This is a genomic window from Amycolatopsis kentuckyensis, assembly GCF_041679295.1.
Taxonomy (GTDB): domain Bacteria; phylum Actinomycetota; class Actinomycetes; order Mycobacteriales; family Pseudonocardiaceae; genus Amycolatopsis; species Amycolatopsis kentuckyensis_A.
On record NZ_JBGDMD010000006.1, the window covers coordinates 525,297 to 549,269 of the forward strand.

At 71.3% G+C, this 23,973-nt stretch carries 26 protein-coding genes; 14 read left to right on the top strand and 12 right to left on the bottom strand.

The window, feature by feature from the left end:
- Positions 1 to 42: 42 nt before the first annotated feature.
- Both ACERZO_RS27675 and ACERZO_RS27680 read left to right on the top strand, forming a co-directional pair.
- Positions 43 to 402 carry a rhodanese-like domain-containing protein gene (locus ACERZO_RS27675; protein ID WP_372667677.1) on the top strand — a complete coding sequence of 120 codons (360 nt, stop codon included), beginning with the start codon at positions 43 to 45 and terminating at the stop codon, positions 400 to 402.
- A 38-nt stretch (positions 403 to 440) separates the two neighbouring features.
- Complete coding sequence (locus ACERZO_RS27680) at positions 441 to 1,418, top strand: DUF4328 domain-containing protein (RefSeq protein ID WP_372667678.1); 978 nt, start codon at positions 441 to 443, stop codon at positions 1,416 to 1,418.
- On the opposite strand, the gene ACERZO_RS27685 is transcribed toward ACERZO_RS27680, so the two are convergent.
- Positions 1,415 to 2,011, bottom strand: coding sequence for a TetR/AcrR family transcriptional regulator (locus ACERZO_RS27685; protein WP_372667679.1), 597 nt, complete (start codon positions 2,009 to 2,011; stop codon positions 1,415 to 1,417). The genes ACERZO_RS27680 and ACERZO_RS27685 overlap by 4 nt on opposite strands.
- A gap of 89 nt (positions 2,012 to 2,100) precedes the next feature.
- Here ACERZO_RS27685 and ACERZO_RS27690 point away from each other — a divergent pair, with 89 nt between their 5' ends.
- On the top strand, positions 2,101 to 3,450 hold the full coding sequence (locus ACERZO_RS27690; protein WP_372667680.1) for a DHA2 family efflux MFS transporter permease subunit: 1,350 nt from the start codon (positions 2,101 to 2,103) through the stop codon (positions 3,448 to 3,450).
- Positions 3,447 to 4,292, top strand: coding sequence for a mycothiol conjugate amidase Mca (mca, locus tag ACERZO_RS27695; protein ID WP_372667681.1), 846 nt, complete (start codon positions 3,447 to 3,449; stop codon positions 4,290 to 4,292). The genes ACERZO_RS27690 and mca overlap by 4 nt, the downstream gene beginning before the upstream one ends.
- On the opposite strand, the gene ACERZO_RS27700 is transcribed toward mca, so the two are convergent.
- Complete coding sequence (locus tag ACERZO_RS27700) at positions 4,282 to 5,448, bottom strand: cytochrome P450 (RefSeq protein ID WP_372667682.1); 1,167 nt, start codon at positions 5,446 to 5,448, stop codon at positions 4,282 to 4,284. The two genes, mca and ACERZO_RS27700, sit on opposite strands and share 11 nt — an antisense overlap.
- A gap of 53 nt (positions 5,449 to 5,501) precedes the next feature.
- On the opposite strand from ACERZO_RS27700, the gene ACERZO_RS27705 reads away from it, so the two are divergent.
- The 4 genes from ACERZO_RS27705 to ACERZO_RS27720 all read left to right on the top strand — a co-directional run bounded on the left by ACERZO_RS27705 (position 5,502) and on the right by ACERZO_RS27720 (position 8,603).
- Positions 5,502 to 6,383 carry a DUF5926 family protein gene (locus ACERZO_RS27705; protein WP_372667683.1) on the top strand — a complete coding sequence of 294 codons (882 nt, stop codon included), beginning with the start codon at positions 5,502 to 5,504 and terminating at the stop codon, positions 6,381 to 6,383.
- A gap of 337 nt (positions 6,384 to 6,720) precedes the next feature.
- A complete protein-coding gene (locus ACERZO_RS27710; RefSeq protein ID WP_372667684.1) occupies positions 6,721 to 7,074 on the top strand; it encodes a DUF952 domain-containing protein in 354 nt (117 codons plus the stop codon).
- A gap of 195 nt (positions 7,075 to 7,269) precedes the next feature.
- Complete coding sequence (locus tag ACERZO_RS27715) at positions 7,270 to 7,782, top strand: SigE family RNA polymerase sigma factor (RefSeq protein WP_372667901.1); 513 nt, start codon at positions 7,270 to 7,272, stop codon at positions 7,780 to 7,782.
- A complete protein-coding gene (locus ACERZO_RS27720) occupies positions 7,779 to 8,603 on the top strand; it encodes a hypothetical protein (protein ID WP_372667685.1) in 825 nt (274 codons plus the stop codon). Before ACERZO_RS27715 ends, ACERZO_RS27720 begins: the two co-directional genes overlap by 4 nt.
- A 70-nt stretch (positions 8,604 to 8,673) precedes the next feature.
- Here the strand turns inward: ACERZO_RS27720 and ACERZO_RS27725 are convergent, their stop codons facing one another.
- The 3 genes from ACERZO_RS27725 to ACERZO_RS27735 form a co-directional block, all read right to left on the bottom strand.
- Positions 8,674 to 9,228, bottom strand: coding sequence for a ferritin (locus ACERZO_RS27725; RefSeq protein ID WP_372667686.1), 555 nt, complete (start codon positions 9,226 to 9,228; stop codon positions 8,674 to 8,676).
- Between the two features lie 149 nt (positions 9,229 to 9,377).
- Positions 9,378 to 10,565, bottom strand: a complete 1,188-nt coding sequence (locus ACERZO_RS27730; protein WP_372667902.1) for an arginine deiminase — start codon at positions 10,563 to 10,565, stop codon at positions 9,378 to 9,380.
- Between the two features lie 40 nt (positions 10,566 to 10,605).
- Positions 10,606 to 11,418, bottom strand: coding sequence for a CPBP family intramembrane glutamic endopeptidase (locus ACERZO_RS27735; protein WP_372667687.1), 813 nt, complete (start codon positions 11,416 to 11,418; stop codon positions 10,606 to 10,608).
- Positions 11,419 to 11,440: 22 nt separating this feature from the next.
- Here ACERZO_RS27735 and ACERZO_RS27740 point away from each other — a divergent pair, with 22 nt between their 5' ends.
- Positions 11,441 to 11,902 carry a PPOX class F420-dependent oxidoreductase gene (locus tag ACERZO_RS27740; protein ID WP_372667688.1) on the top strand — a complete coding sequence of 154 codons (462 nt, stop codon included), beginning with the start codon at positions 11,441 to 11,443 and terminating at the stop codon, positions 11,900 to 11,902.
- Here ACERZO_RS27740 and ACERZO_RS27745 read toward each other — a convergent pair.
- Positions 11,894 to 12,691 (bottom strand): DUF2470 domain-containing protein, encoded by a 798-nt coding sequence (locus ACERZO_RS27745; protein WP_372667689.1) that lies wholly within the window; start codon positions 12,689 to 12,691, stop codon positions 11,894 to 11,896. The genes ACERZO_RS27740 and ACERZO_RS27745 overlap by 9 nt on opposite strands.
- A gap of 166 nt (positions 12,692 to 12,857) precedes the next feature.
- On the opposite strand from ACERZO_RS27745, the gene ACERZO_RS27750 reads away from it, so the two are divergent.
- Positions 12,858 to 13,889 (top strand): hypothetical protein, encoded by a 1,032-nt coding sequence (locus tag ACERZO_RS27750; RefSeq protein WP_372667690.1) that lies wholly within the window; start codon positions 12,858 to 12,860, stop codon positions 13,887 to 13,889.
- On the opposite strand, the gene ACERZO_RS27755 is transcribed toward ACERZO_RS27750, so the two are convergent.
- On the bottom strand, positions 13,856 to 14,596 hold the full coding sequence (locus ACERZO_RS27755) for a substrate-binding domain-containing protein (protein WP_372667691.1): 741 nt from the start codon (positions 14,594 to 14,596) through the stop codon (positions 13,856 to 13,858). The genes ACERZO_RS27750 and ACERZO_RS27755 overlap by 34 nt on opposite strands.
- A gap of 293 nt (positions 14,597 to 14,889) precedes the next feature.
- Here ACERZO_RS27755 and ACERZO_RS27760 point away from each other — a divergent pair, with 293 nt between their 5' ends.
- Entirely contained in the window at positions 14,890 to 16,104 is a 1,215-nt protein-coding gene (locus ACERZO_RS27760; protein WP_372667692.1) for an MFS transporter, read from the top strand.
- Here ACERZO_RS27760 and ACERZO_RS27765 read toward each other — a convergent pair.
- From ACERZO_RS27765 to ACERZO_RS27775, 3 genes are all read right to left on the bottom strand, one after another.
- A complete protein-coding gene (locus ACERZO_RS27765) occupies positions 16,101 to 16,838 on the bottom strand; it encodes a hypothetical protein (RefSeq protein ID WP_372667693.1) in 738 nt (245 codons plus the stop codon). The two genes, ACERZO_RS27760 and ACERZO_RS27765, sit on opposite strands and share 4 nt — an antisense overlap.
- A 1-nt stretch (position 16,839) precedes the next feature.
- Entirely contained in the window at positions 16,840 to 18,648 is a 1,809-nt protein-coding gene (locus ACERZO_RS27770) for a substrate-binding and VWA domain-containing protein (RefSeq protein ID WP_372667694.1), read from the bottom strand.
- A 72-nt stretch (positions 18,649 to 18,720) separates the two neighbouring features.
- Positions 18,721 to 19,893 carry a homogentisate 1,2-dioxygenase gene (locus ACERZO_RS27775; protein WP_372667695.1) on the bottom strand — a complete coding sequence of 391 codons (1,173 nt, stop codon included), beginning with the start codon at positions 19,891 to 19,893 and terminating at the stop codon, positions 18,721 to 18,723.
- Positions 19,894 to 19,979: 86 nt separating this feature from the next.
- Here ACERZO_RS27775 and ACERZO_RS27780 point away from each other — a divergent pair, with 86 nt between their 5' ends.
- Together ACERZO_RS27780 and ACERZO_RS27785 are read left to right on the top strand one after the other, a co-directional pair.
- A complete protein-coding gene (locus tag ACERZO_RS27780; protein WP_372667903.1) occupies positions 19,980 to 20,834 on the top strand; it encodes a hypothetical protein in 855 nt (284 codons plus the stop codon).
- Positions 20,831 to 21,472, top strand: a complete 642-nt coding sequence (locus ACERZO_RS27785) for an IclR family transcriptional regulator (RefSeq protein WP_372667696.1) — start codon at positions 20,831 to 20,833, stop codon at positions 21,470 to 21,472. Before ACERZO_RS27780 ends, ACERZO_RS27785 begins: the two co-directional genes overlap by 4 nt.
- Here ACERZO_RS27785 and ACERZO_RS27790 read toward each other — a convergent pair.
- A complete protein-coding gene (locus tag ACERZO_RS27790) occupies positions 21,469 to 22,119 on the bottom strand; it encodes a DUF998 domain-containing protein (protein WP_372667697.1) in 651 nt (216 codons plus the stop codon). The genes ACERZO_RS27785 and ACERZO_RS27790 overlap by 4 nt on opposite strands.
- Before the next feature lie 56 nt (positions 22,120 to 22,175).
- Positions 22,176 to 22,763 carry a TMEM165/GDT1 family protein gene (locus ACERZO_RS27795; RefSeq protein ID WP_372667904.1) on the bottom strand — a complete coding sequence of 196 codons (588 nt, stop codon included), beginning with the start codon at positions 22,761 to 22,763 and terminating at the stop codon, positions 22,176 to 22,178.
- Between the two features lie 186 nt (positions 22,764 to 22,949).
- Between ACERZO_RS27795 and ACERZO_RS27800 the strand changes: the two genes are divergently transcribed.
- Complete coding sequence (locus tag ACERZO_RS27800; protein WP_372667698.1) at positions 22,950 to 23,942, top strand: S41 family peptidase; 993 nt, start codon at positions 22,950 to 22,952, stop codon at positions 23,940 to 23,942.
- Positions 23,943 to 23,973 lie beyond the last annotated feature (31 nt).

Consider the following 23,973-nt stretch of genomic DNA (forward strand, 5'->3'; position numbering starts at 1 on the left):
GGGCGTCCACCTCACGCGCGGGCAACGCCCCCGCATGGCAGCATGGAGATCGTGGTGAGCCCTGCTGAACTGCCGACCGCCGAGGTCCGCGACCTGCCCAAGGACGGCCTCGTGCTGCTCGACGTCCGCGAAGACGACGAGTGGGCCGCCGGCCACGCGCCCGGCGCCGTGCACATCCCGATGGGGGAGCTGCCCGCCCGCGTGGGCGAGCTGGCCGACCTGCCCGACGACCAGCCGATCCACGTGATCTGCCGCAGCGGCGGCCGGTCCGCGCGGGCGGCCGCGTGGCTCAACCAGAGCGGCTGGGACGCGGTGAACGTCGCCGGCGGCATGGGCGCGTGGCAGCGCGAAGGCCGGCCGATGGTCGGCGAGCACCCCGGCATCGATCCCGAAGTGATCTAGCCTTGCAGCCGCCTCCGCCTGGGTACTGGCCGCGCCAGGTGCCGCCGCCCTCGGCGCAGCAGCTGCAGGGCCGGACGCTGGCCGCCCAGCCGGAGCCGTACCCGTACCACCGCCGGCCCCCGCACCGGCCGAAGCTGCGCTGGGTGGCGACCCCGCCGCCGGGCGCGTGGCCGCGTCGCCGGGTGACGCCACCCGAGCGGTACTACGGTCCGCCGTCGTACCCGGTCCCGCCGCGCTGGGGCTTCCCGAACCTGGTCTGGCGCCGCCCGACGTCGGTGCCCGGCACGGCGTCCGACGAGGTCCGCCCGATCGACCGGATGCCGGTGCTCAGCCGCAGCCTGATCGGCGTCCTGTTCGCGTTCGCCGTCCTGTCGGTGGTCGCGGCCTCCTCCGAAATCTGGCGGTACGTGCTGCTCGTCGAGGGTCGTGAGTCCGCGCTGAACCGTTCGGTGGTGGCGTTCTCCGACGGCTTCGTGCTCACCGCCGGCCTGTTGGCCTCGATCCTCGCGCTGCTGCCCGCCGGGCTGTCGCTCTGGTGGCTGCTGGTCGCCCGCCGCGCGGCGGCGGACGTCTCGGGCGACGACCCGCCGCGGCCGGTGTGGCAGGTGCTCGTCGGCATCCTCGTGCCGGTGGCGAACCTGCCGATGGCGCTGTCGATCGCGGGCGAGCTGGAGCACGCCGTGCTGGGCCGCCCGCGCGACGTCCGGCCGAAGCCGTCGCGGCAGGTGCTCGTGTGGTGGGGCGCCTGGCTGCTGAACTGGGTGCTGCTGGGCGTGACGATCGCCTGGCGCTTCCGCGACGACGTCCAGTCGATGGCGGACAGCGTCGTCATGGTCGCGTTGACCGACCTGGCCGCGGCGTTCCTGGCCGTGATGACCGCCCTGGTCGTGCGGCGGTTCTCGGCCCTGCTGGCGCCGTCGGACGCGCTGGCCGTGCGCTCGATGCGCGTGCTGAAGGTGACGGACGCCCCGGAGCCCGAGCTCCGCACCGCGCGCCCCGCCGGCGCGGCGCGCTAGTAGCCGCCCAGCACCGGTTCGAGCTGGTCGAAGGCCGCTTCCGCGGCCGGCCACACCGCGTCGACGATCCCGCCCTTCGGCTGGTCGTCGAGGATCCGGTCGAAGACCTCTTCGAAGAGCACCCGCAGGACCGTCGCGAGGTGCGCGGCGGCGAGCCGCGGCTTGAGGCCGTCGTCGGGGTGCCGCCTGGTCAGCAGCTCGGTCAGGCTCGCTTCGCGCTCGCGGTGGAGTTCGTGCAGCGCGTTCGTGAGGATCGGGCTCTGGCGGATCATGCGGGCGAACCCCTGACCGGAGAAGCCGACCAACGCGTGCTGGGCGTCCAGGGCCTCGAAGTAGAGCTCGCGGGTGTCGTGGAAGACGCTGTCGTGGATCAGCGTCGTGGGCCAGGACGTGAAGTCCGCGCGGATGTCGAAGACCAGGTCTTCCTTGCGGGGGAAGTGGTTGGTCACGGTCATCTTGGCGACGCGCGCCTCCGCGGCGATCTCCGCGATCGTCACGTCCTCGAAGCCCTCGCGGATGAAGAGCTTCGTCGCGACGTCCGAGATGTTCTTCCTGGTCTCGTGCTTCTTCTGGGCACGGAGTCCCTCGCTCATGGCGTCACTCTACTGGGTCGGACCCAAGTTTGTGCTTGACCCAGTACGTGGGTCGGACCTAATCTGAGGTTCGACCTAATCTTCTGGGGGTGGATGTGACTCTGACGGCGGCTCGTCCCGACGCAGCGCTGTGGCGGCTCGGCGGTGTCCTGATCATGGGAGCGGTGCTGTCGATCCTGGACGCGACGATCGTGACCGTCGGGATCGACTCGATCGCCCGTGACCTCGGCAGTTCGGTGGCGACGGTGCAGTGGGTGGCCAGCGCGTACCTGCTCGCGGCGTCGGCGGCGATCCCGCTGTCGGGCTGGCTGACCGACCGCTTCGGCGGCCGCGCGGTGTGGCTGACGGCGGTGGCGATCTTCACGGCGGGCACGCTCCTGTGCGGCTTTGCCTGGTCGGCACCGGCGCTGATCGCGTTCCGCGTGCTGCACGGCCTGGGTGGCGGGCTGATGCAGCCGGTCGGCCAGGCGGTGTTCGCGCAGGCGGCGGGCCCGGCGCTCGGGCGGATGATCGGCGTGGTCACGCTGCCGGCGACGGTGGCCCCGGTCCTGGGCCCGCTGCTGGGCGGCGCCCTGGTGGCGGACTTCGGCTGGCGCTGGATGTTCTTCGGGATCGTCCCGCTGGGCGTGGCGACGTTCGTGGTCGCGCGCTCGGTATTGCCGGCTGGTGTGGCTTCCGGAGTCCGCGCGCCTTTGGACGTCCGCGGGATCTTGCTGCTTTCGCCCGGCCTCGCGGCGTTCGTCTACGGCCTGGCCTCGAACGTGGCCGTCGCGTGGATCGGCGGAGCCGTCCTGCTGCTGGCGTACGGCGTCCACGCGTCCCGGGCGCCGTCGCCGGTGCTCGACCTGAAGTTGTTCCGGGACAAGGGTTTCCGGGTGGCTTCGGTGAGCACGTTCCTGCTGGGAGCGTCGCTGTACAGCTCGATGTTGCTGCTGCCGCTGTACTACGAGCAGGTGGCGCACGCGAGCCCGTGGGAGGCGGGGCTGCTGCTGGCACCCCAGGCCGTCGGCTCGGCCGCGGTCCTCTTGGCGGGCGGCCGCCTCCTGGTCCGCTTCGGTCCCCGTCGCATGATGCTGACCGGCATCGGCCTGTCCCTGCTGGGCACGATCGCGTTCACCCAGCTCGGCTCGGCACCGAGCGGAGTGCTGTTGACGTTGTCGCTGCTGGTCCGCGGAGCCGGCCTGGGCGCGGCGACCGCACCCGGCATGACAACGCTGTACGGCTCGCTGGAGCGGTCCCGCATCCCCCGGGCGGCGAGCGCGTTCAACGTGGTCAACCGCGTCGGCGGCTCACTGGGCACGGCGTTGCTGGCGGCGATCCTCCACAACACTGCCGCACCACTGCCCACCGCGTTCGCCACCACGTTCACGTGGTCCTTGGCGCTGTCGGCGCTGACACTGATCCCGGCCGCGTTCTTTCCCGCGAGGAGCCTCCGATGACCTTCCGCCTCTTGAGCGTCCACGCCCACCCGGACGACGAGTCCAGCAAGGGCGCGGCAACACTGGCCCGCTACGCGGCCGACGGCGTCGACGTCCTGGTGGCAACGTGCACGGGCGGCGAACGCGGCGACATCCTCAACCCGGCGATGGACACCCCGGAGAACCGCGCCGACCTCCCAGCGATCCGCCGCCGCGAGATGGCGGCGGCCGCCGAGATCCTGGGCATCCGCCAGCGCTTCCTCGGCATGACCGACTCCGGCCTGCCCCCGGAGGGTTCTCCGTTGCCGGACGGCTGCTTCGCGGCCCTTCCGCTGACGGTGGCAGCGGAGCCGTTGGTGGCGCTGATCCGCGAGTTCCGCCCCCAGGTGGTGATCACGTACGACGAAACGGGCGGCTATCCCCACCCAGACCACATCCGCACACACGAGGTGACACTGGAGGCGTTCAAGGCCGCCGCCCACCCCGCCCGCTACCCCGGCACCGGCGCCCCTTGGCAACCACAAAAGCTGTACTACCAGGCAGCCCTGAGCCGAGCCTGGTTCCAGGCCCTCCACGACGCGACCCTCGCGGCGGGCTTGGAGTCCTCAATGGCCGAGGTACTGGCGGAATTCCCCACGGACCCACCGTTCCGGGTGACGACCAAGATCCGCTGCGAGCAGTACTTCGCCACCCGAGACAGGGCACTGCTGGCTCACCAAACCCAGGTCGACCCAGCCCATCCGTTCTTCGCCCACTCACGCGAGATCGAACGGAAGGTCTGGCCCCACGAGGACTACCACCTGGCCCACCCCACCGCGGGCCCCGGACTCGAAGACGACCTCTTCACCGGAGTCACGCCGTGACGCGAAGTTCCCGCAGCCCCCGGATCACGAACTCCGGCCGCCGCGGCGGAGCCTCAACCAACCGCAGCCCGGGCAACTTCTCCGTCAACGCACTCAACGCGGCAGCGATCTCCACCCGAGCAAGAGGAGCCCCCACGCAATAGTGAATCCCCATCCCGAACCCGAGATGAGCATTCGGCGTCCGCCCGATATCAAGCCGATCCGGCTCATCGAACACCTTCGGATCCCGCGCCGCGGCCCCCAGCAGCGCGCCGATCTTCTGCCCCCGCGAAACCTCGAACCCGCAAATCGACACGTCCTCGGTAGCCGTCCGCTCGAACAGCTGCAGCGGCGCGTCGAACCGGATCAGCTCCTCCACACACGAATCCAGCAAGGAAGGAGACCCAAGCAGCCGCTCCCACTGGTCCCGGTGCGTGAGCAGCGCGGTGATGCCGTTGCCGAGCACGTTGACCGTCGCCTCGTGGCCGGCCATCAGCAGCAGCACCGCGGTCGCGACCAGCTCGTCCGGCGTCAGCTCGCTGCGCAGCAGGTCACTGATGATGTCATCGCCCGGCGACGAAGCACGGGAGGCGGCCACTGACCGGACGTACGACACGAACTCCTCGGCCGCCCGCTCGGCGGCGTCGCGGCCCTCCTCGGTCAGGCCGTACTCGTACATCTTCACGATCGCGTTCGACAGCTCGACCATCCGCGGCCCGTCCGTCCCGGGGACGCCCAGCAGCTCGGCGATCACCGCGACCGGCAGCGGCTGGGCGAGGTGCTCCAGCAGGTCCGCGCTGCCGTCGGCGGCGATCGCGGCCGCCAGGTCGTCCACCATGCCGGCGGCCAAGGAAGCGACCATGGGACGCAGCCGCTGCACGTGGCCGCGGCCGAACGCGCCCGCGATCAGCCGGCGGAGCCGCGTGTGCGCCGGCGGCTCGTTCTCCAGCAGGGAGTTGCGGTGCAGCAGGTTGAACGACGCGAACCGTTCGAGCGGCTGCGCGTCCTGCCAGATCCGGCCCAGGCCGCGATGACGCAGCACCGCCGACGCCGAGGCGTGCGACACCGCCACGGCCAAGCCGAGCTCGTCGTGAAAATGGACGTCGCCCTGTTCGCGCAGTGCGGCGAACGCCGGGTACGGGTCTTCCAGGAACGCGGGATCGCGGGGGTCGAACACGTCGCGAGACTAACCCTTCGATAGCGTTCCAAGCCGAGCCAGAGGAGGCAGCAGTGGGCAAGGGCGCGCGCAAGAAGGGTCCCAAGCAGGCGTCGGACCGCAAGCCGAAGGTGCGCGACGTCTTCGTCGGCCAGCCGTTCGAAGGGCTGGTGGCGGAGCCCGAGCTGATCGCGCTGCGCGAGTTCGTGCCGTCCGCGACCGCCAAGCTCACCCTCGCCGACGGCGGCGACGTCACCCTCGGCACCGTCCTGCCGATGGCTGCGGCGGCCTTCGTCCGCTCGGACGGCGAGCGCTACCTCGGCCTCCAGGTGCAGACGCGCTCGTCCGACATCAGCCGCGACCTCGGCCGCTCGCTGAAGTGGCTGCTGGACGCCAAGGAGGGCGACGTCCTCGGCGTGCCGGACACGACGACCCCGCCGTCCGCCGACGAGCACGCCCGCCTCCAGGACCTGCTGACCCCGGGCGCCGAGCTCGACGTCACGCTCCACAAGGACTTCGCCTGGTGGCTCCCGGAGGACGCGGACGCCACGGGCGACGTCGCGGTCTCCCTCGAGCGCGCGAACGCGGCGATCATGCCGACCGAGCGTCTCGGCCACGGTGCCTACTGGGTCCTCGCCGGCGAGAAGGCGCACCTGCGCTGGGTCCGCCCGGAGCCGGAGAACCTGCTGCTCCAGGCCCTGGCCCGCCTGTCCGCGGCCGGCGAGCTCGGCCTCGGCGAGGGCTCGCGCTACGCGGGCTCGTTCCGCGCGCACGGCCTCCTGGTCCCGGTGTGGGACCTCGACCCCGAGGCCCACGCCCGCGAGTGGGCAGAGGCGAAGGAAGCCCTGGGCACCCGCCTCGAGACGGCGCTGAAGTCTCTCGACACCGAGCCCCTGAACGCAGCGGAGCGCCGAGCCCGCGACGGCCTCATCGGCCGCCAGCTCACCCTGCGCTGACCCAATCCCGCACCGACGACCGCCGCCGAGCCTCCGCCCGGCGGCGGTCGGCGACCAGGCGGCAACTGCCCGCCGCGCCCCAACGACGGGAGTGGCCTCGCCGCGCCTCAGCCGGCAACCCTGGTGCCGCCGACCTCGCCGCACCTCAGCCGACCACCCGCCGGTCCCACCGACCGGTCGCCCGTAGCAATCCGCCGTCGCCGAAAACTTTCGTCGGGAAGCACCGAACCACCCACCCGTCCCGGTGACCGGAAACCGGCTCGATGAGCGTTCAACCAGGCCTTATGTGGCGCACGAGACACCGCCACCGGAACGCCGTGGTGGGACGATTCTCCGCGTGATACTCCACATCTGCGGGGCGGCCGACTGGGCCGAAGTGGGCGAAGGCGGCGAGTACCGGCCGCCGTCACTGGGGGATGTCGGGTTCGTGCACTGCTCCGACTTCGGCACGGCGCACCTGCCCGCCAACGCGCTCTACCGGGGCCGCACCGATCTGGTGCTGCTCGAGATCGACCCGGACGAGCTGGGCGTGCCCGTCCGGTGGGAAGACGGCGAACCGCCGCATCCCGCCGGGGTCTGGTTCCCGCACGTCTACGGTCCGATCCCGCACTCCGCCGTCGTCGGGGTGCACGAATTCACCGAAACCGCGGACGGTGGCTTCCGGCTGCCGGCCGCGCTCGCCCGCCGCTGAGGTGGGCAACTCATCACCCGCCCGCGCGTCTCGGAAATCGGGCGAAGCCGCGGGCAACCTGAGGGGGCTGTGATGCGTGTTGGGGAGGAAAGCGGCTCAACCCCGATGGGAGGCGATACGGTGACGGCTGCGGCACCCGTCTTCACCGGGGGAGATACCTGGGTGACCAATGCAGGCCGAGGGAGGGCCGCGACGTTGCCGGGTGAGCTGACCGACTTCGGCGACTTCGTGCAGGCCACCCTGCCGGGGCTGCTGCGGTACGGCCACGCCCTCACCGGCAACCCGCACGACGCCGCGGACCTGGTCCAGACCGTGCTCGAAAAGATGGGTTCGCGCTGGACCTACGTGCACGAGAAGACCGGCGACCCGCTGGCCTACGTGCGCCGGTCGATGGCGAACGCGCACGTCAGCCGCTGGCGGCGGACGCGGCGCGAGAACCTCGTCGCCGATCTGCCGGACACCAGCCCGCACGTGCCGGACGACCCGTTCGAGCACGAGCCGCTGTGGCGCGCGTTACGAACGCTGCCGCCCAGACAACGGGCTGTCATGGTCCTGCGTTACTACGAGGGGCTCTCCGAGGCGGAGATCGCGAGCGCCCTCGGGGTTACCCAGGGCACCGTCAAGAGCCAGGCCAGCAAGGCGATCGCGTCGCTGCGGATGAAACTCACCGCGGCCGACATCCAAGGCGAAGGGAGTGACGCGGGTTGAACATCTCCGAGGACGAGCTGGAGCAGCGCCTGCGCGCGCTGTTCGCCGACGAGCGGCTGGACTTGCCGCCGCCGCCGGACGCGGGCACGACCATCGTCGCCGGTGCGCGGCGCCGTCGGCGGCGCCGCCAGGGCGTGCTCGCCGCGACCGGGGTCGCCGCCGCCGTCGTCGCCGTTTCGGGCGGGCTCACCATGGTCCGCCTCCACGGCGAGGACGGCACCGCGGTGATGTCCGCCGACGGCTCGTCCATCAGCGTCAAGCCACCCGAGAACCTCACGGCCGGGCGGCAGCCCGACCCCTCGGTCCCGGGCCCGACCAGCACCCAGGACATCCAGGTCTCGGTGCCACCCGCCTCGCCGACGTCGAAGGCTTCGCGGCCGCCGTCGGCCCAGCCGTCGTCGAAGCTGCCGCCCGTGCTCAGCGGGCCGCTGCTCGACCCGGACGGCTTCGGCACCATCAAGCTCGGCATGTCCGAGGCCCAGATCGCCGCGCAGGGCGTCACGCTCAGCGACGCGCAGGCCGGCGGCAGCTGCACCGTCTACACCGCGCAGGGCGGCGGCGTGCCCGCGGCCGCGACCGTGGTGGTCTCGAAGGCGCTCGGGCTCGCGGTCGTCACCCCCGCGCAGGCGGCGCACACCGCCGAGGGCATCGGCGCCGGGTCGACCAAGGACCAGGTGCTCGCGGCCTACCCCGGGGCCAAGGACGAAACGGGTGGCGTCGTGGCTCCGGTCACCACCGGCGCCGACTACCATTTCCGGCTCGGCGACTCCGGAGTCGTGCAGACGAGCCTCGCGAGCGTCAACCAGGACTGCGCCGGCTGAAACGCCGGCCGCATGCGGAAACCCGGGCTGTCCACAGGGGGAGAGCCCGGGTTTCCGTTTATCGAAGTCCTTACAGGGCCCCGCCGGCCACCGGCGGCATCCCGGAGTCGCGGCCGCCGTCGCCGACGGACTCGCGGTACAGGTGGTTCTCGACCTCGAACAGGTTGCCGTTCGCGCGCTTGACGACGTTCAGCAGCGTGTTCATCTGGGAGATCTCTTCGACCTGCTCCTTGAGGAACCACTGCGTGAACTGCTCGCTGATGTAGTCCTCTTCGGCGCGCGCGGCCTTGGCCATCGCGGAGATGTCGGTCGCGACTTCCTTCTCCTGCTCGAGCGCGAGCTCGATGACCTCGGTGACGCCGGAGAAGTCGTTGCGCACTTCGCCCGTGCCGGGGATCTCGACGTGGTGGTCGCGGTCGAGCATGTACTGCACGAGCGCCATCGCGTGGTTGCGCTCTTCGACGGACTGCTTGTAGAAGTGCTTCGCCAGCTGCGGCAGGTCCTCGGCGTCGAACCACACCGCGAGCGCGATGTACTGCTGGGACGCGTTGAACTCGTTGTGGATCTGCGCCTGCAGCAGTTCGAAGAACTTCGAGCGCGGTTCTTTCTTCTTGGTGAGGGCCATGCAGACCAGAATAGATCAAGATTGGCGCTAATGCCACTCGGGACTGGTGATCTCGACCCTATTAGGGTTACCATTCCTAAAGAAGACGAACCTTATTTAAGTAAGCCTTCCCTAAATTGTCGTACTCATTTAGGGAAGGCTTACTTCATTTACTTCAACGGTTCGCGGCGGATCGGGCACGACATGCACCGCGGCCCGCCCCGCCCGGATCCCAGCTCCGAACCCGCGATCGGCAGCACCTCGATGCCGGCCGCCTCGAGCCGCTCGTTCGTCTCGACGTTCCGCTCGTAGCCCACGACCACGCCCGGCGCCAGGGCGAGGGTGTTGTTGCCGTCGTCCCACTGCTCGCGCTCGGCCGTCACCGGGTCGAGGCCGGTGTCGATGACGCGCAGCCGGTCGATTTCCATCGCCTCCGCCGCGGCCACCAGGAACGGCGTGGGCCCGGCCACCTTGACGCCGCCGTCGCCGGTCGGGCGGAGCGTGAACGCCGTCAGCGAGTCGCGCGCGAGCGGGTACATCACCACCGCGTCGGCGTCGACCATCGTGCACACCGTGTCCAGGTGCATGGTCGCGCGGGACTGCTCGATCGGCACCGCCAGCACGGTGTGCGCGATGCCGTCGGCGAACACCGACCGCGCGAGCGACTCCGCGCCCGCCGCCGTCGTCCGCTCGCCGACGCCGATGGCGAGGACGCCCGGCGCCAGCAGCATCACGTCGCCGCCCTCGATCGGCGCCGAATGCGCGCCGTACGCGCGGGCCGCGTGGCGGAAGTACGGGTGGTAGGCGTAGATCAGGTCCAGCACCGCGGTCTCGCGGCGACGCGCCGGCATGGTCAGCGACGAGATCGCCACCCGGTCGGCGATCCACGCCGACGAGTCGCGCGTGAACAGCAGGTTCGGCAGCGGGTCGACGGCGAAGTCGTGCGGGTGGTTCATCATCCGCACCAGCGACGCGCCCTCGGCGGACGGCAGCTCCTCGAACGTCATCCCGGCCATCAGCACTTCGGCGAGCCCGCCCGCGTCGACGCCGGAGAGGTGCGACCGCAGCGAGTCGGCGAGGTCGCCGCCGAGGCGCCGGTCGTCGACCGCCGCGTGCACGCCGGCGGCGTGGGCGCGGTCGTCGTCCAGCGCCGTCCGCAGGGCGTCGGCCAGCAGCAGCACCTCGACGCCGCGGCTGCGCAGCACCTCGGCGAACGCGTCGTGCTCGGCCTGGGCCCGGTCGACCCACGGGATCGAGTCGAACAGGAGCTGGTCGTTGTTGCGGGGCGTCAGCCTTTTGAGCTCGTTGCCGGGCCGGTGCAGCAGCACCGCGCGCAGGGGTCCGACTTCGCTGTCCACCCGGGGAGGTGTCGTTTCGTCGATCACCCAGCGAGCGTACTCAGGGCAACCAGGAAACGTGACCTTTGAGCAGCGAATATCCGACGAACGACACGAAGTCGAACAGCGTGTGCGCGGCGACGAGCGGCCACAGCCGGTTCGTCTTCTGCCACAGCCGCCCGAAGACCAGGCCCATGACGAAGTTGCCGACGAACCCGCCGAACCCCTGGTACAGGTGGTACGACCCGCGCAGCACGGCCGCCCCGAACACGGCGGTGTTCTCCCGGACGCCGAGCTGCCGCAGCCGCGTCAGCAGGTAGCCGATGACCAGGACCTCTTCGGCGAACGCGTTGCCGAACGCCGAGAGCGTCAGCGTGACCGGGCGCCACCACGTGTCACCCAAAGTGGACGGTTGCACCGCCAGGCTGAAGCCCAGGTGGTAGGAGATGAAGTACAGCGCCAGGCCGGGAATCCCGATCAGCGCCGCGAGCCCGAGCGTCAGCAACGCGTCCCGCCGCAGCGACCGGCGGTCGAGCCCGACCTGGGCCAGCTTGATGCCCGCGCGCCACAGGAAGTACAGCCCGAGCGCGCCCCATCCGACCAGCTGGGCGGCCGAGAGCAGCTGCTTGAGCAGGTCGATCAGGCTCGCCGCGGCCTGCGGGACGTTGAGCTGGACCTGCTGCTGGGCCAGCGGCACCGGCTGCAGCAGCGAGTCCACAAGGGACAGCAGGCTGCGCACGCCGGACAGCCCGAGCGTGATGCCGAAGACGATCAGCAGCTCGACCTTGATCGCCCGGCGTTCGACCGGGTCTTCGATCGCGCCGGGGAACTCGGGGCGGGCCGGGGCCAGCCACGATCGCGCGGTGAACGTCATGCCCGCACGCTACCGTCGGGATATGCCGAGGAGCATCGCCACCAACGAAACCGTCGACCGCGCCGCGCTGGTCGAGTTCCTGTCCACCCGCCACCGCGCGATCCTGCTGACCACGAAGGCCGACGGCGGGCCGCAGCTCTCGCCGGTCACGTGCGGCGTCGACGCCGAGGGCAGGCTCGTCATCTCGACCTACCCGAAGCGCGCGAAGATCGTGAACATCAAGCGCAACCCCCAGGTCTCCGCCTGCATCCTCTCCGACGAGTGGAACGACCAGTGGGTCCAGCTGAACGGCACGGCCGAGGTGCTGGACATCCCGGATTCCGTCGAGCCGCTCGTCGAGTACTTCCGCGCCATTTCCGGCGAACACCCGGACTGGGACGAATACCGCGAAGCGATGGTCAAGCAGGGCAAGAGCATCATCCGCGTGACGATCGAGAGCTGGGGCCCGATCGCCAAGGGCGGTTTCCCCGCCGAACTAGCCTGACGCGCCGCCGCGCAGGAACGGGCAGCCGACTAGCCGCCGCAGCTCCATCGCGAGCTGCGGCGGGCTGTCGACGGACTTCGAAAAAGCCAGCCGGACGTCGTGGTCGCCCGCGTCGGACTCGACGCGCAGCCGCAGCCCGAACCGGTCGAGGCCGAGCGGCCGGATCCGGCCGCCGCGCAGCTCCGCCGGCAGGTGCTTGGCCAGCTGCTCGACGACGTCGGAGTGGTCGCTCTCCAGGTGTCGCAGCCACTGGGCCTCGTAGTCGTGGAACGGGTCCGGCGGCGCCGCGCTGAACGTGTGCGGGCGCAGCGAGTGCGTGCCTTCGGCGTCGGCGAGCACGAGCGACGCGGGGGTGAGCCGAAGCAGCGTCACGCCGTGGCCGACGTCGAGGAGCCGTTCGTCCGGCCGCGACTCGGCGATTGCCACCGCCCGCGCGCGGGCCGACACCGGCGAGAGCGGCCGCAGCCAGCCGGTGATCCACAGGAGCCCGCGGATCGGTTCCCGCAGAGCGACCGGCGCCTGGTCGGCGAGCTCGACCATCACGGCCAGCTCGCCGCGCTGGGTCTGCTTGGCCGCGCCGACCATCGGGTGGTCGTCCGGCAGCAGCACGCTGACGCTGCCGCTGTGGTGCACGTGGTGCAGGACCGGGACGACGCGTTCGCCGTCCAGGCCGGCGCGTTCGCAGGTGGGCATCAGCGACGCGGGACCGTTGCGGGTCGCGATCGTCTTGGCGCGCTCGGCGGGGTTCGGTGCCGGCGGGCGGCGGATGGATGTCGGGGCCTCGGTCACGGCTCACCTCCTACTTAGGTGAGCCTAACCTGAATCGGGCGGTCTGGATAGTCGCTCGATTGCGGTTCGGGTCACGCGGTGCTCCGCTGAACGGCCCATCCGGTAACGCCGATGTGCGGAATTTCGAAAAGGCCGGTGACAACGCCGAAACGGTGGGGGCCCAGCCGTGCAGATCGTCCCGGTACCCGAACGCGTGCCCGCATTCGAGCTCGACCCCGCGATGCCGTCCGGCGCGCTGCCGATCTTCGGCGAATACCTCGACCGGATCGGCCGCAGCGCCGGCGACCGGCGGGCGTTGACCTGGTTGTTCCTGGCGTTCGGGGTCGCCCAGTTCGTCACCGGCGCGGGGGTCGCCCTGCCGCTCGGGACGCTCGCGCTGGCCGGGGCGATCGAGGTGTGGTGGTTCTGCCACGCGTACGCCAGGGTGCCCGAGACGCGGCTGAAGCGCGAAGCGTTCCGGCAGGTGGACATCGCCGCCGACGGGCTGGTCGCGGCCGGGCGGACGGTCGGCGTGCGCCTGCCGGACGGCCGGTGGCTGCGCGTCCGGCTCGACGAGGCGTACCGGTTGCTGGTGGCCGGGCACCGCCGGGTGTGGCTGCTGGGCCGGGGGCCGAAGGTGTTCGTCGGCTTCTCCGGCGTGGTGCGCGTCCGCCGGGCCCGGATCCACGACGCGCCGCCGGCCGGTGCCGTGGCGGTGGCCGCGCCGGCCTGGTCCGGTTCGCCGCGGCTCGATCCCGTGCTGAGCGCGCACCGCCGCCAGATCGCTCGCGAACTGCGCGCGACGGCGGCGTTCCTGCTGGTCCTGGCCGGGTTCGCGCTGTGGGTGCGGCTCGACTTCCCGGCCGTGGGGTGGGTCGCCTGGCCGTTCGCCGCGGGCGCGCTGCTGAGTGCGTCGGCGGCCGTGCTGCGCTCGTTCGCCCACGGCCGCCCGCTTCCGGCCGAGCACTGGACCGAGCTGCGGGCGGTGCTGGACGGCCCGGTCCGGATGACCCGCCGCGGCGGTGCGGCCCGGGTGAGCGGCCTGACGATGCTGGCCGACGGAACCGTGGTCGGCTTCCGCCTCCCCAAGGCGGACCCGTCGATGGCGGCGAACATCGCGGCGACGGGCCGCCTGTGGATCGCGGGCGTCCCGAAGCCGGGCGCGGCGAAGACGGGCGTGCCGGGCTACCCCGTGCTCGGCACGGTCTGGCTGGGCTGAGCCCAGCTCGGCCGCCACGCATCGGCGGCGCGCTCGTTGTCGGCGAAGTGTCGCCGAAGCGTGGCTAGTCCGGGGTGCGCGTTGTCCCGGCGCCAGACCAGCGAGTGCGGGTAGACGGGCGCCGGGTACTCGATCGGCACGCGCCGCAAGTCGTGCCCGGGCGGCCACAGCACGTGGCTCCCCGCGCCGACGAGCGTCGCCACCTCAGCCGACTCCGCGACGGTGTCCAGCACGACCTCGATGCCGAAGTTCGGCCCGGCGGCGTCGATCGACAGGCCGAAGGCAGCCGCGAACTCGGCGTAGTACGCGCCCCACTCGGTCCCGGGGACGACGCCGGGCATCCAGATCCGGTGCCCGGCCAGCTCGGCGGGAGTGACCGAAGGCGAGCCCGCCAGTGGGTGCGCGGGGCCGCACAGCAGCTGGATGGGCTCGTCGGACACCCATTGCGCCGCAAGGCCTTCGGGCAGCTCGACGACCGCGCGGAAGGAGGCGTCGACCGAGCCGTCCCGGAGCGCGGCGGTGTCGAAGAGGGTGACGACCTCCAGCGCGACGTCCGGGTGGGCCTCGTGGAACCCGCGCAACAACGCGGCGGGACAGAGCCGCCGCCCGATGACATCGACCCGGAGCGGCCCAGAACGCACCGACGCGAGCGCTCGCAGTTCGGCCCGCAGCAGCTCCCGGGCGCAACACAAAGGCGGTCCGCGCACCGCTGGCACGCCACCATGCGCCGCTGACGTGCCCCCCACCGGTGCCACCGCCGCCGAGCGCATCGGCCGACCACCTGCACCCTGCCAATCCCCAGGAGGCCAAGACATCCCCCGCCGCTCCCAGGGGGGCGTCCCCGGTTCCAGTCTATCGGCGGGGTGCGACAAAAAGCCGGGAGACCGGCCCGGCGCCCGAAGTTGTCCACATTCGGCGATGGCTGTGGATAACCCTTGTGGTGCAACGACTTGCCGCGCGGCTGGTTGCTCCCGCTGCCGATCCTCGCTTTGATCTCACCGTGATGCGCGGGCGGTCGCTGGGGCCGCGATTCCGGTGGCTCTGGTCGGCGTACGCGGTGAGCGCCTTCGGCACCTGGCTCGGCTTCGGGGCCTTCCCGATGCTGGCCATCCTCGTCCTCCACTCCGGCCCCGCCGCCGTCTCCGCGCTCGCCGCCGTCGGGCCCGCCGTCGGCGCTCTCGTGGCCGTGCCGCTGGGGCCCTGGGTCGACCGGCGGCGGAAGCGGCCGGTCATGGTCGCCATGGACCTCGTCCGGTTCGCTGCCCTCATCAGCGTGCCCGCCCTCTACGCCTTGGGCGAGCTCACCTTCGCGCAGCTCCTCGCTGTCTCGGTCGTCGTCGCCGCGGCGGACATCACCTTCACCTCGGCCAGCGGTGCCTTCCTCAAGGGACTCGTGCCGCCCGAAGACCTCCTCGTCGCCAACGGCCGGTTCGAGGCGACGAACTGGACGGCCACCGCCCTCGGCCCACCCCTCGGCGGAGCCGCCTTCGCGCTCTTCGGACCGGTCACGTCCGTCGCCGCCAACGCCGCCAGCTTCCTGCTCTCGGCGCTTGGCATCCGGGCCATCGGTGGCGACGAAGCCCGCCCTCGCCAAACAACCCGCCTACGCGCGCGCGACCTGGCCGGCGGCTGGCGCACGATCCTGACCCACCCCGGGCTGCGGCCGCTCTACTTCAACGTCCTCCTCTTCAACGGCCTGATCATGGCCACCGAACCGCTGCTCGCCGTGCTGATGCTGAACCAGCTCGGGTTCACGCCGTGGCAGTACGGGCTCGCGTTCGCCGTCCCGTGCGTCGGCGGGCTCGCCGGCTCGCGGCTGACCCCGCGGCTCGTCCGGCGGTTCGGCAGGCACCCGGTCCTGCTGACGTCGGGCGCGATCCGCGCGTGCTGGCTGCTCGCGCTGGCCTTCGTCCCGGGCGGTACCGGCGGGCTCGCGTTCGTCATGCTCGTCGAGCTGGGCATCATCGTGAGCTGCAGCGTGTTCAACCCCGTCCTCGCGACCTACCGGCTCGAGCAGCTCCCCGCGGACCGCGTCGCGAGCACGCTCTCGGCGTGGTCGGTCAGCACGAAGGCGTCGATCGCGACCATGACCGCGCTCTGGGGCGTGCTCGCGAGCTTCACCGGCCCGCGCGTCGCGATCGGCGTCGCCGGGGTCCTGGTGCTGGGGACGCCGTTGCTGCTGCCGCGCCGCGACCGGACGCCCGTGGCCGTCTAACCCAGCGACTTCCGCGTCGCCTGCTCGGTCTCCAGCACGCCCTGCCGGATGCCCTCCAGCTGGTCGCTCAGCTCGCGCACCGCGCCGGTGTCGACCGCGAAGTCCGTGGTCGCGGCCGTCAGCTCCGCGACCCGGGCCACCAGGCTGTCCAGCCCCAACGCGCCCGACTGCAGCTGGGCCAGCAGCTTGTCGCGGGCTCCCGAAAGCCGCGTGTGCACGTCCTCCTGCGCCTGGACGGCCGCCAACGCCTGTTCGAGGTCACCCCGGACCTCTTCGCGCGCCGAGGGCAGCGACCGCTCCAGCCGGCGCCGTTCGCGCGTCACGGCGTCGAGGTCGACCCGGGACAGCGCCTTCCCGGTCGCCGACGCGCGGCCCGCGAGGCGTTCCAGCGTCGCCAGCGTCTCCTGGACCACCGGTTCCATGTCCGCGACGCGGTCGGCCAGCGGGCCGGCGTCCAGCGACGAGCTCAGCGACGCGAACCCGTCGGCCGCGCCCTCGGCCCGGCGCAGCCAGGTCTCCTCGTCGGATCCCGGGGCGACGTCGAGCACCCGCGCTTCCCGCCGCGGCGGCTCCTTCTCCCGGCCCAGCGTGGCCACGCCCGCGCGGGCGGCCAGCACCGCCACCCCGATCAGCAGGGCGACGAGCACCGGCAGCTGGACGGCCCAGGCCACCCCGGCCGCCGTGGCGGCCAGCAGCAGCCCCCACGGTTCGGCGAGCTCACGGGCGAACTTCATGTCAGAAATTCGAGATCACGGAGGTGAACACCTGGTTGATCGAGTCCGGTTTGGACGAATCGTACTCCGATCCTTCGGTCGCTTCCGCGATCTGCTTCAGCACGCCCTGGTCGGCGTCCGAGCCGTAGGCGATCGTGAACAGCCGGACCGTCTCCGCGTTGCCCTCCGGCCGCAGCTGCGGCAGCAGGTGGTCGAGGTCGACGCCGCCGGAGTCCTCGTTGCGGCCGTCGGTCAGCACGACGACCGCGTTGATCGCCGCCGGGTCGATGTGCGCCTTCATGTACTCGTACGCAGCCTGCGACGAGTCGTAGAGCCCGGTGCCCGCCTGCGGCGTCAGCCCGCTCAGCCGCATGGCGAGCGTCTCCTTGCCGCTGGTGCCGAGCGCCTGCACCGGGATCAGCTCCTGGTAGTCCTTGTCGCCGTCGAGGTGGGTGGAGAACTGCCAGAGCCCGACCTGGTCGCGCGGCACGAACTGGCCGAGCGAGTCGATCGCGGCCTGCTTGGCCAGGTCGATCTTGCTCTTGCCGGTGCCCTTGACCTCGTCGCCCATCGAGCCCGAGACGTCCACGACCAGCAGCACGTTCGCCTTCTTGCGCAGCTCGGTCCACGACGCCAGCAGCTTCGAGAGCACCGTCGGGGACGGCGGCCGGATGAAGTTGATCTTCGCGTCCGGCTGGACGCCGTTCCGGTCCGTCGCCTGCGGACCCGGCTTGCCCTCGAACGAGCGGAAGCCCAGCGCGGCGAACCGCTGCTGCGTCTCCGGGCCGCGCAGGTAGCCGAGGAAGTCGGCGGCGATCTGCTTGCGCGTCGGGTCGGCCCAGTTCAGCGTGACGAACGGGTGGTCGGAGTTGAGCGTGCCGTCCGCCGGGTAGATCGCGACGATCGGCACCTTCGGCGGCGCGTGCTGGCCGACCTTCGCCGGGTCGTTCGTCGGGTTGCCCTGGTTGTAGCCGATCAGCGAGCTCTCCTCGACCGTCACCGCCGAGATGTAGGACAGCGCCGCGCCGCGGTCGTCGGCCTTCTGCAGGTTGGTCAGGAACGTCAGCGTGTTGTCGCCGTAGTGCACGATCGCCTGCTCGATGTTCGAGACGAACTGCTTGGCCTCGGGCTTCTCGAGCGCGGCGGCGGTGAGGTCGGACGACGTCCCGGTGGCCGCGTAGTACGCGCCGATGGTCGCGTTCAGGCCCGCGGTGGAGATGTTCGGGTTCGTCTTGCCCAGCCGGAACTTGCCCCACTCGGGGTGGCCGTACTTCGCCCAGCCCGCCGGGTCGGTCGCGAGCGTGGCGAGGTCCTTCCAGCCGATCGGCTTGGCCGGCCAGCCCAGCGCCTCGGCCATCGGCTTCGGCATGGCGACGGTCAGCGGCGAGTTCGCGATCGACTGCGGGTCGCCGTCCGGCACGATCGATCCCGTGTCGCCCTTCGCGTTGACGCGCAGCAGGTTGACCCAGCCGCTCGCGGCCGGCGTCCAGACGTCGGGGCGCGGCCCGTCGGTGGCCTCGTTCCAGCCGTTCGCCAGCGCCTGCATCGCGATGCCCGACGACTTCGACTTCACGATCACGTCGACGCAATGTCCGGCGACGGTCCGTCCGGAGTAGGCCTTCGCGGCCTCTTGGACGATTCCCACCTTTTCCGGGGAGGACGCGACGTTGAGCGCGACCGCGTCCGCGCCGGTGCATTTCGGCTCGTCCGCGTCGTCGCTCGAGCCGCTGGTCCAGGCCCGGATCCCGATGATCAGCCCGGCGGCCACCACGATCGCGGCCACGAACGGGAGGATTTTTCTCTTGCGCCGCGTTGGTTGGGAATTGATCATCGAATCCTCCCCGTTCCGCCACCCGGAAATACCATTATCGGGCAGCGGAACGAGAAGGGGACGGTATTTTGACTATTGCTTAGGGCCGCGGCGCGACCACGTCCACGCGTAGCCGGGGTCCTCGGCCGCGTCGGCGGCCTCGCCGAGCTCCAGCGGCGCGAACGTGTCGACCATGACCGCGGTCTCGTCGAAGAACTCAGCGCCGATCGACGCCTCCGCCGCGCCCGGCTGCGGACCGTGCGTGAAGCCGGACGGGTGCAGCGACAGCGAGCCGATCCCGATCCCCGACCCCTTGCGGGCCTCGTAGTTGCCGCGCACGTAGAACATCAGCTCGTCCGAGTCGACGTTCGCGTGGTTGTACGGCACCGGGATCGAGTCCTCGTGGTAGTCGACCTTCCGCGGGCAGAAGGAGCAGACGACGAAGTTCGGGCCCTCGAACGTCTGGTGCACCGGGGGCGGCTGGTGCACGCGGCCGGTGATCGGCTCGAAGTCGTCGATGTTGAACGCCCACGGGTAGAGGCAGCCGTCCCAGCCGACGACGTCGAACGGGTGCGTCGCGTACGTGTAGCGCGTCAGGCCCGCGCGGTGGCGCACGAGAACGTCGACGTCTTCGCCGTCTTCGAGCAGCGGCTCGGTGGGCCCGCGGACGTCGCGCTCGCAGTACGGCGAGTGCTCCAGGAACTGGCCCTTCGCCGACAGGTACCGCTTCGGCGGTCCGATGTGCCCGCGCGCTTCGAGGATGAAGAGGCCGACTTCGCCGTGGGGGATGACCCGGTAGGTGCACGACGTCGGGATGACGAGGTAGTCGCCGTCGCCGACCTCGAGCCGGCCGTAGATCGTCTCGACGGTCGCCGAGCCGCCCTGGACGTAGAACAGCTCGTCGCCGGCCGCGTTGCGGTAGAGCGGGCTGGGTGCGGTCGCGGTGACGAACCCGATGGTGACGTCGTGGTTGCCGAACAGGCGCCGCCGGTCGGTCACGGCGTCGGCCTCGGCGCCGAACTTGAGGTCCCGGGTCTGGAACGCCCGCGGCTTGAGCGGGTGGTTCGGCGTGAGCGACCCGCGGTCCTCTTCGACGGCGACCGCGTCGACGATCGCCGTCGGCAGGCCGCGGTGGTAGAGCAGGGCGGAGTCGGCGGAGAAGCCCTCGACACCCATCAGCTCCTCGGCGTAGAGGCCGCCGCCGGGCTTGCGGAACGCGGTGTGCCGCTTGTGCGGGATCTCGCCTACTTGCCGGTAGTAAGGCATCGGCGCTCCCTTCAAATGGCGTCCGTTGTGCGAACGATTTTGTCCTCATGTCGTACGCTACTAGCGTGTCAGTCGTGTCAAGCGCTGTGGAACTCACGCCCCCCGGCCCCCGTGGAATTCCTCCCCTGTTCGCGAGGCTCGTCGACGACTCGGCGCTGTTCCCTCCGGGTGATGCCGCCATGCCCGAAGCCCTGCGCGCGCACTTCGCGAGCCGGGAGTCCGAACACGCCGGTGTCCTGGGGGTTTTCCTCTGCCAGGCGTCCCGGCTGCCGGAGCTGATCACCGAGCTGATCAAGATCAAGCCGAAGCAGCCGCTGCCGCTTTCGCTGATCATCGACACCGGTCTCGGCGGCGTCCCGAAGGCGATCTCCATCGTCGAGTCGCGCAGTGAGCTGCTGGCGCTGCGGATGGTCGAGATGCCGGCGCCGTCGGACGTCGACGAGGTCTGGCTGGAGCGCGTCTCGGAGTTCGTCCCGGAGGACGTCATCCGCGTCGTCGAGCCGCGGCGCGGCGTCGGCTGGCTGGACGGCGTCCGCAAGGTCATCGAGCACGGCAGCTGGCCGAAGATCCGCTGCGGCGGCCAGGCGGGCGAGAACTTCCCGAGCGTCGACGAGGTGGCGGACTTCCTCGCCGTCGTCAGCGGGGCGGAAGGGGCGTCGTTCAAGGCGACGAACAGCCTGCACCGCGCGGTCCGGCACGCCGACCCGGACACCGGGTTCGTGCACCACGGCTTCCTGAACCTGCTCGTGGCCTCCGCGCGCAGCCTCTCCGGCGGTGACGTCCGGGCGGCGCTGGAGTCGACCGACGCCGAAGCGCTGGCGGACGAGGCCCGCGCGTTGTCCGAGCCGGCCGCGAAGGCCGTCCGGGCGCTCTTCGCGTCCTACGCCGCGGCGTCGTTCGAGCAGCCCGTCGCCGACATGGGCGAACTCGGCTTGCTGTGACCAGCCGGGAGGGGTCGCTGACGCTCGACCGCGGGCTGGCGCTGCTGCAGGCAGTGGCCGACGCCGGGGGCGACGCGGCGACCATCTCCGAGCTGGCGGTCACCATCGGTGCCAGCCGCGCGGCCGTCTACCGGCTGCTCGTGCCGCTGTCGGAGCGCGGGCTGGTCTGGCGCGACGGCACGAAGGTCCGGCTCGGCGTCGGCCTGCTCCGGCTGGCCGGGCAGGTGCTCCCGCAGTTGCGGGACGCCGCCGGTCCGGTGCTGCGTGAGCTGGCCGAGAAGGTCGGCGCGACGGCCCACCTGTCGGTCGCGCAGGGTACGCAAGCGCTTGCGGTGGCCGTCGTCGAGCCGTCGTGGACGAGCTTCCACGTCGCGTACCGCGTCGGCAGCCGGCACTCGCTGACCGCGGGGGCGGCCGGCAAGGCGATGTCGTTGCGCCCGGGCGGCGACGGCTGGGTGACGTCGACGGGCGAGCTGCAGGCGGGCGCGTCCGGCGTCGCGGCGCCGGTCCGCGGGGTGCCCGGGCTGAAGGCGAGCGTCGGCGTCGTCTCGATGGAGCCGCTCAAGGCCGCCGAGGTGGGCCCCCAGGTCGTCGCGGCCGCCGTCCGGCTGGCGGACATCCTGAAGACGGACGGCTAGCGCAGGGGCTTGACCATCGTCAGCAGCAGCGTGACGTCGATCGTGAACAGCAGCCGCTCGAACAGGCCCAGCGTGACCTCCTGGTTGGCGGGGCCGAGGACGAGCGTGAGGACGAACCCGCCGAGCACCACGCCGACGCTGGCGAAGCTCGCCGCGGCCAGGCGCCGGATCGTCGTCCGGCGTGGTTCCCACGGGCAGCGCTCGCGGCCCTTGCGCGTCAGGACGAACGCGGCCGCGGGCAGCGCGACGAACGCCGTGAGCGCGGCGAGGTTGTGGACCTGCCCGGACAGCGAACGCGCCTGTCCGTCCGGGTCGACGGGCACGAGCCCGCACACCAGCAGGCCGGCCGACCAGACGCCGAGCAGCACGCAGACGGCGGTGGTGCCCGGCCGGTGCGCCTTCGCGATGCCGGCCAGCAGCGCGACCGAGCCGAGCGACAGCGCCAGGCACATCACGCTGAACAGGGGAGCGGCCGAGGACGAGCCGAGCTTGCCGTAGACGTACTCCGACAGCGTCTGCCAGACCGGGCTGACCTGGCCGGACAGGCGCAGGTGCAGGTCGATCGAGATGGCCACGGCCAGGCCGATGCCGCCGAGCGCGAGCCGCCCGTGCAGTGGCGAGACGGCGGCGGTCAAGGGCTTGTTCACCGGGCGCTCATCCTTTCGTTTCCGAAAGGTTACCCGGCCAACCTGTGAAAGATCGGTCAGAAGGCGAGCTGGAGCAGGGCGAACGCCGCGAACCCGGCGAACGCGAACCCGGCGCAGCGCTGGATCAGCTTCGGCTTGATCCGGCTGCGGATCTTCCCGCCGATGAAGACCGCGAGCCCGGCGACGACGATCAGCGCGGCGAAGGCGCCGACGCCGACAGCGACGGGGTTGCCGACTCGCGCGGCGAGACTCGCCGTCGCGAGCTGGGACGCGTCGCCCCACTCGGCGGCGAAGAGCACGCCGAACGACGTCATCGCGGAGCGCATGAAGGACAGCGGCGCGGGGCCGATGCGCGAAGCGTCGTCGCCGGCTTCGTCCGCTTCGCTGAATCCCTCGCGAAGGAGCATGAAAGAGCCGAGGCCGAACATCGCGGCGACGACGAGCGAAAGGACGGTGTCCGGCAACAGCGTCAGCACGCTGCCGAACGCGACCGCGATCACGCATTGCACGGCGAACGCCGCGCACACCCCGGCGAATACCGGACCACCCCGGAAACGGGTGGTCAGCACCAGGGTCGCGACCAGCGTCTTGTCCGGCAGCTCCACAGCGAGGACCAGGCCGAACGCGCTGATCAACGCCACCATCGCGGCAGTCATGAGTATTTCTTCGCCCCTTTCACTGCAACGATAAAGGGGAGCTTCGGAACAAGGCAAGCTGATGGCTTCCGCGAAATTGCCGGATCGGCGGCCATGAATTTGTCGTCAAGCCAGGTCGCACAATTTTCTTCGGCGCGCCGAAAATTCGGTTGTGGCCGGGGGTAGGTTGACACCATGGGGTCTGAGGCGCGTGCTGCGCAGGTCGACGAGGTCATCCGCCGGTTGGAAGCGCACTACGTCTTCCCCGACGTCGCGGCGAAGCTGGCGGAGGTGCTGCGCCAGCGTCTCGGCGAAGGCGCGTACGCGGACGTCGACGACGCGGAGTTCGCGACGCTCGTCACAACGGACCTGCAGTCGGTCAACGGCGACAAGCACCTGCGCCTGCGTCACCACGCTGACCCGGTCGCCGACGACGGCGACGCGGCCGTGAACTCCGAGAGCTTCCGCCTCGAGGCCGAGCTGGAGAGCTTCGGCATCGCCGAGGTGCGGCGGCTGGCCGGCAACGTCGGCTACCTCGACACGACGATGCTCTACCCGCCCGAGCTGGCCGGCCCGGCGATCGCGGCGGCGATGACGCTGCTCGCGCCCACCGACGCGCTGCTGCTCGACGTCCGCCGCAACCGCGGCGGCACCCCGGGGACGAGCGCGCTCCTGCAGACCTACCTCGTCGACGAGCAGGTCCACTACCTCGACATCTACGAGCGCGAAGGCCACCAGACCACGCAGATGTGGACGCTGCCGTACGTCCCGGGGCCGCGGTTCGGCGGCACCAAGCCGGTCTGGGTGCTGACCGGGCCGCGGACGTTCTCCGGCGGCGAGGACCTCGCGTTCTCCCTCCAGCAGCAGGGCCGGGCGAAGACCGTAGGCGAGGCCACCCGCGGCGGCGCCCACCCGCGTGAGCAGTACAAAGTGGACACCTATCTCGACGTGACCGTCTCGATCGCGCGTTCGCTCCACCCGGAGACCGGCGAGAACTGGGAGGGCGTCGGCGTCCGCCCGGACATCGCGGTGGCCGCGGACCAGGCGTTCGGCACCGCGTACGAGCTGGCGTTGCGGCACGTCCTCGAGCTGGGGGCCGCCGGGCCGCGGCGCGGCGTCGCCGAAGAGGCGCGGCAGGCACTCGACCAGGTGAAGGACGTAGGTCCCGGGAGGGACAGGACCGTTTGATCTAGCTGGGTCCGGCGCCCCGGAGCACGCT

Excerpts from the sequence above, each read along its gene's own strand:
- ACERZO_RS27675 (WP_372667677.1), top strand. The coding sequence starts at position 43 with ATGGAGATCGTGGTGAGCCCTGCTGAACTGCCGACCGCCGAGGTCCGC.
- ACERZO_RS27685 (WP_372667679.1), bottom strand. The coding sequence starts at position 2,011 with ATGAGCGAGGGACTCCGTGCCCAGAAGAAGCACGAGACCAGGAAGAAC.
- mca (WP_372667681.1), top strand. The coding sequence starts at position 3,447 with ATGACCTTCCGCCTCTTGAGCGTCCACGCCCACCCGGACGACGAGTCC.
- ACERZO_RS27725 (WP_372667686.1), bottom strand. The coding sequence starts at position 9,228 with ATGGCCCTCACCAAGAAGAAAGAACCGCGCTCGAAGTTCTTCGAACTG.
- ACERZO_RS27735 (WP_372667687.1), bottom strand. The coding sequence starts at position 11,418 with ATGACGTTCACCGCGCGATCGTGGCTGGCCCCGGCCCGCCCCGAGTTC.
- ACERZO_RS27740 (WP_372667688.1), top strand. The coding sequence starts at position 11,441 with ATGCCGAGGAGCATCGCCACCAACGAAACCGTCGACCGCGCCGCGCTG.
- ACERZO_RS27765 (WP_372667693.1), bottom strand. The coding sequence starts at position 16,838 with ATGAAGTTCGCCCGTGAGCTCGCCGAACCGTGGGGGCTGCTGCTGGCC.
- ACERZO_RS27770 (WP_372667694.1), bottom strand. The coding sequence starts at position 18,648 with ATGATCAATTCCCAACCAACGCGGCGCAAGAGAAAAATCCTCCCGTTC.
- ACERZO_RS27775 (WP_372667695.1), bottom strand. The coding sequence starts at position 19,893 with ATGCCTTACTACCGGCAAGTAGGCGAGATCCCGCACAAGCGGCACACC.
- ACERZO_RS27795 (WP_372667904.1), bottom strand. The coding sequence starts at position 22,763 with ATGGTGGCGTTGATCAGCGCGTTCGGCCTGGTCCTCGCTGTGGAGCTG.
- ACERZO_RS27800 (WP_372667698.1), top strand. The coding sequence starts at position 22,950 with ATGGGGTCTGAGGCGCGTGCTGCGCAGGTCGACGAGGTCATCCGCCGG.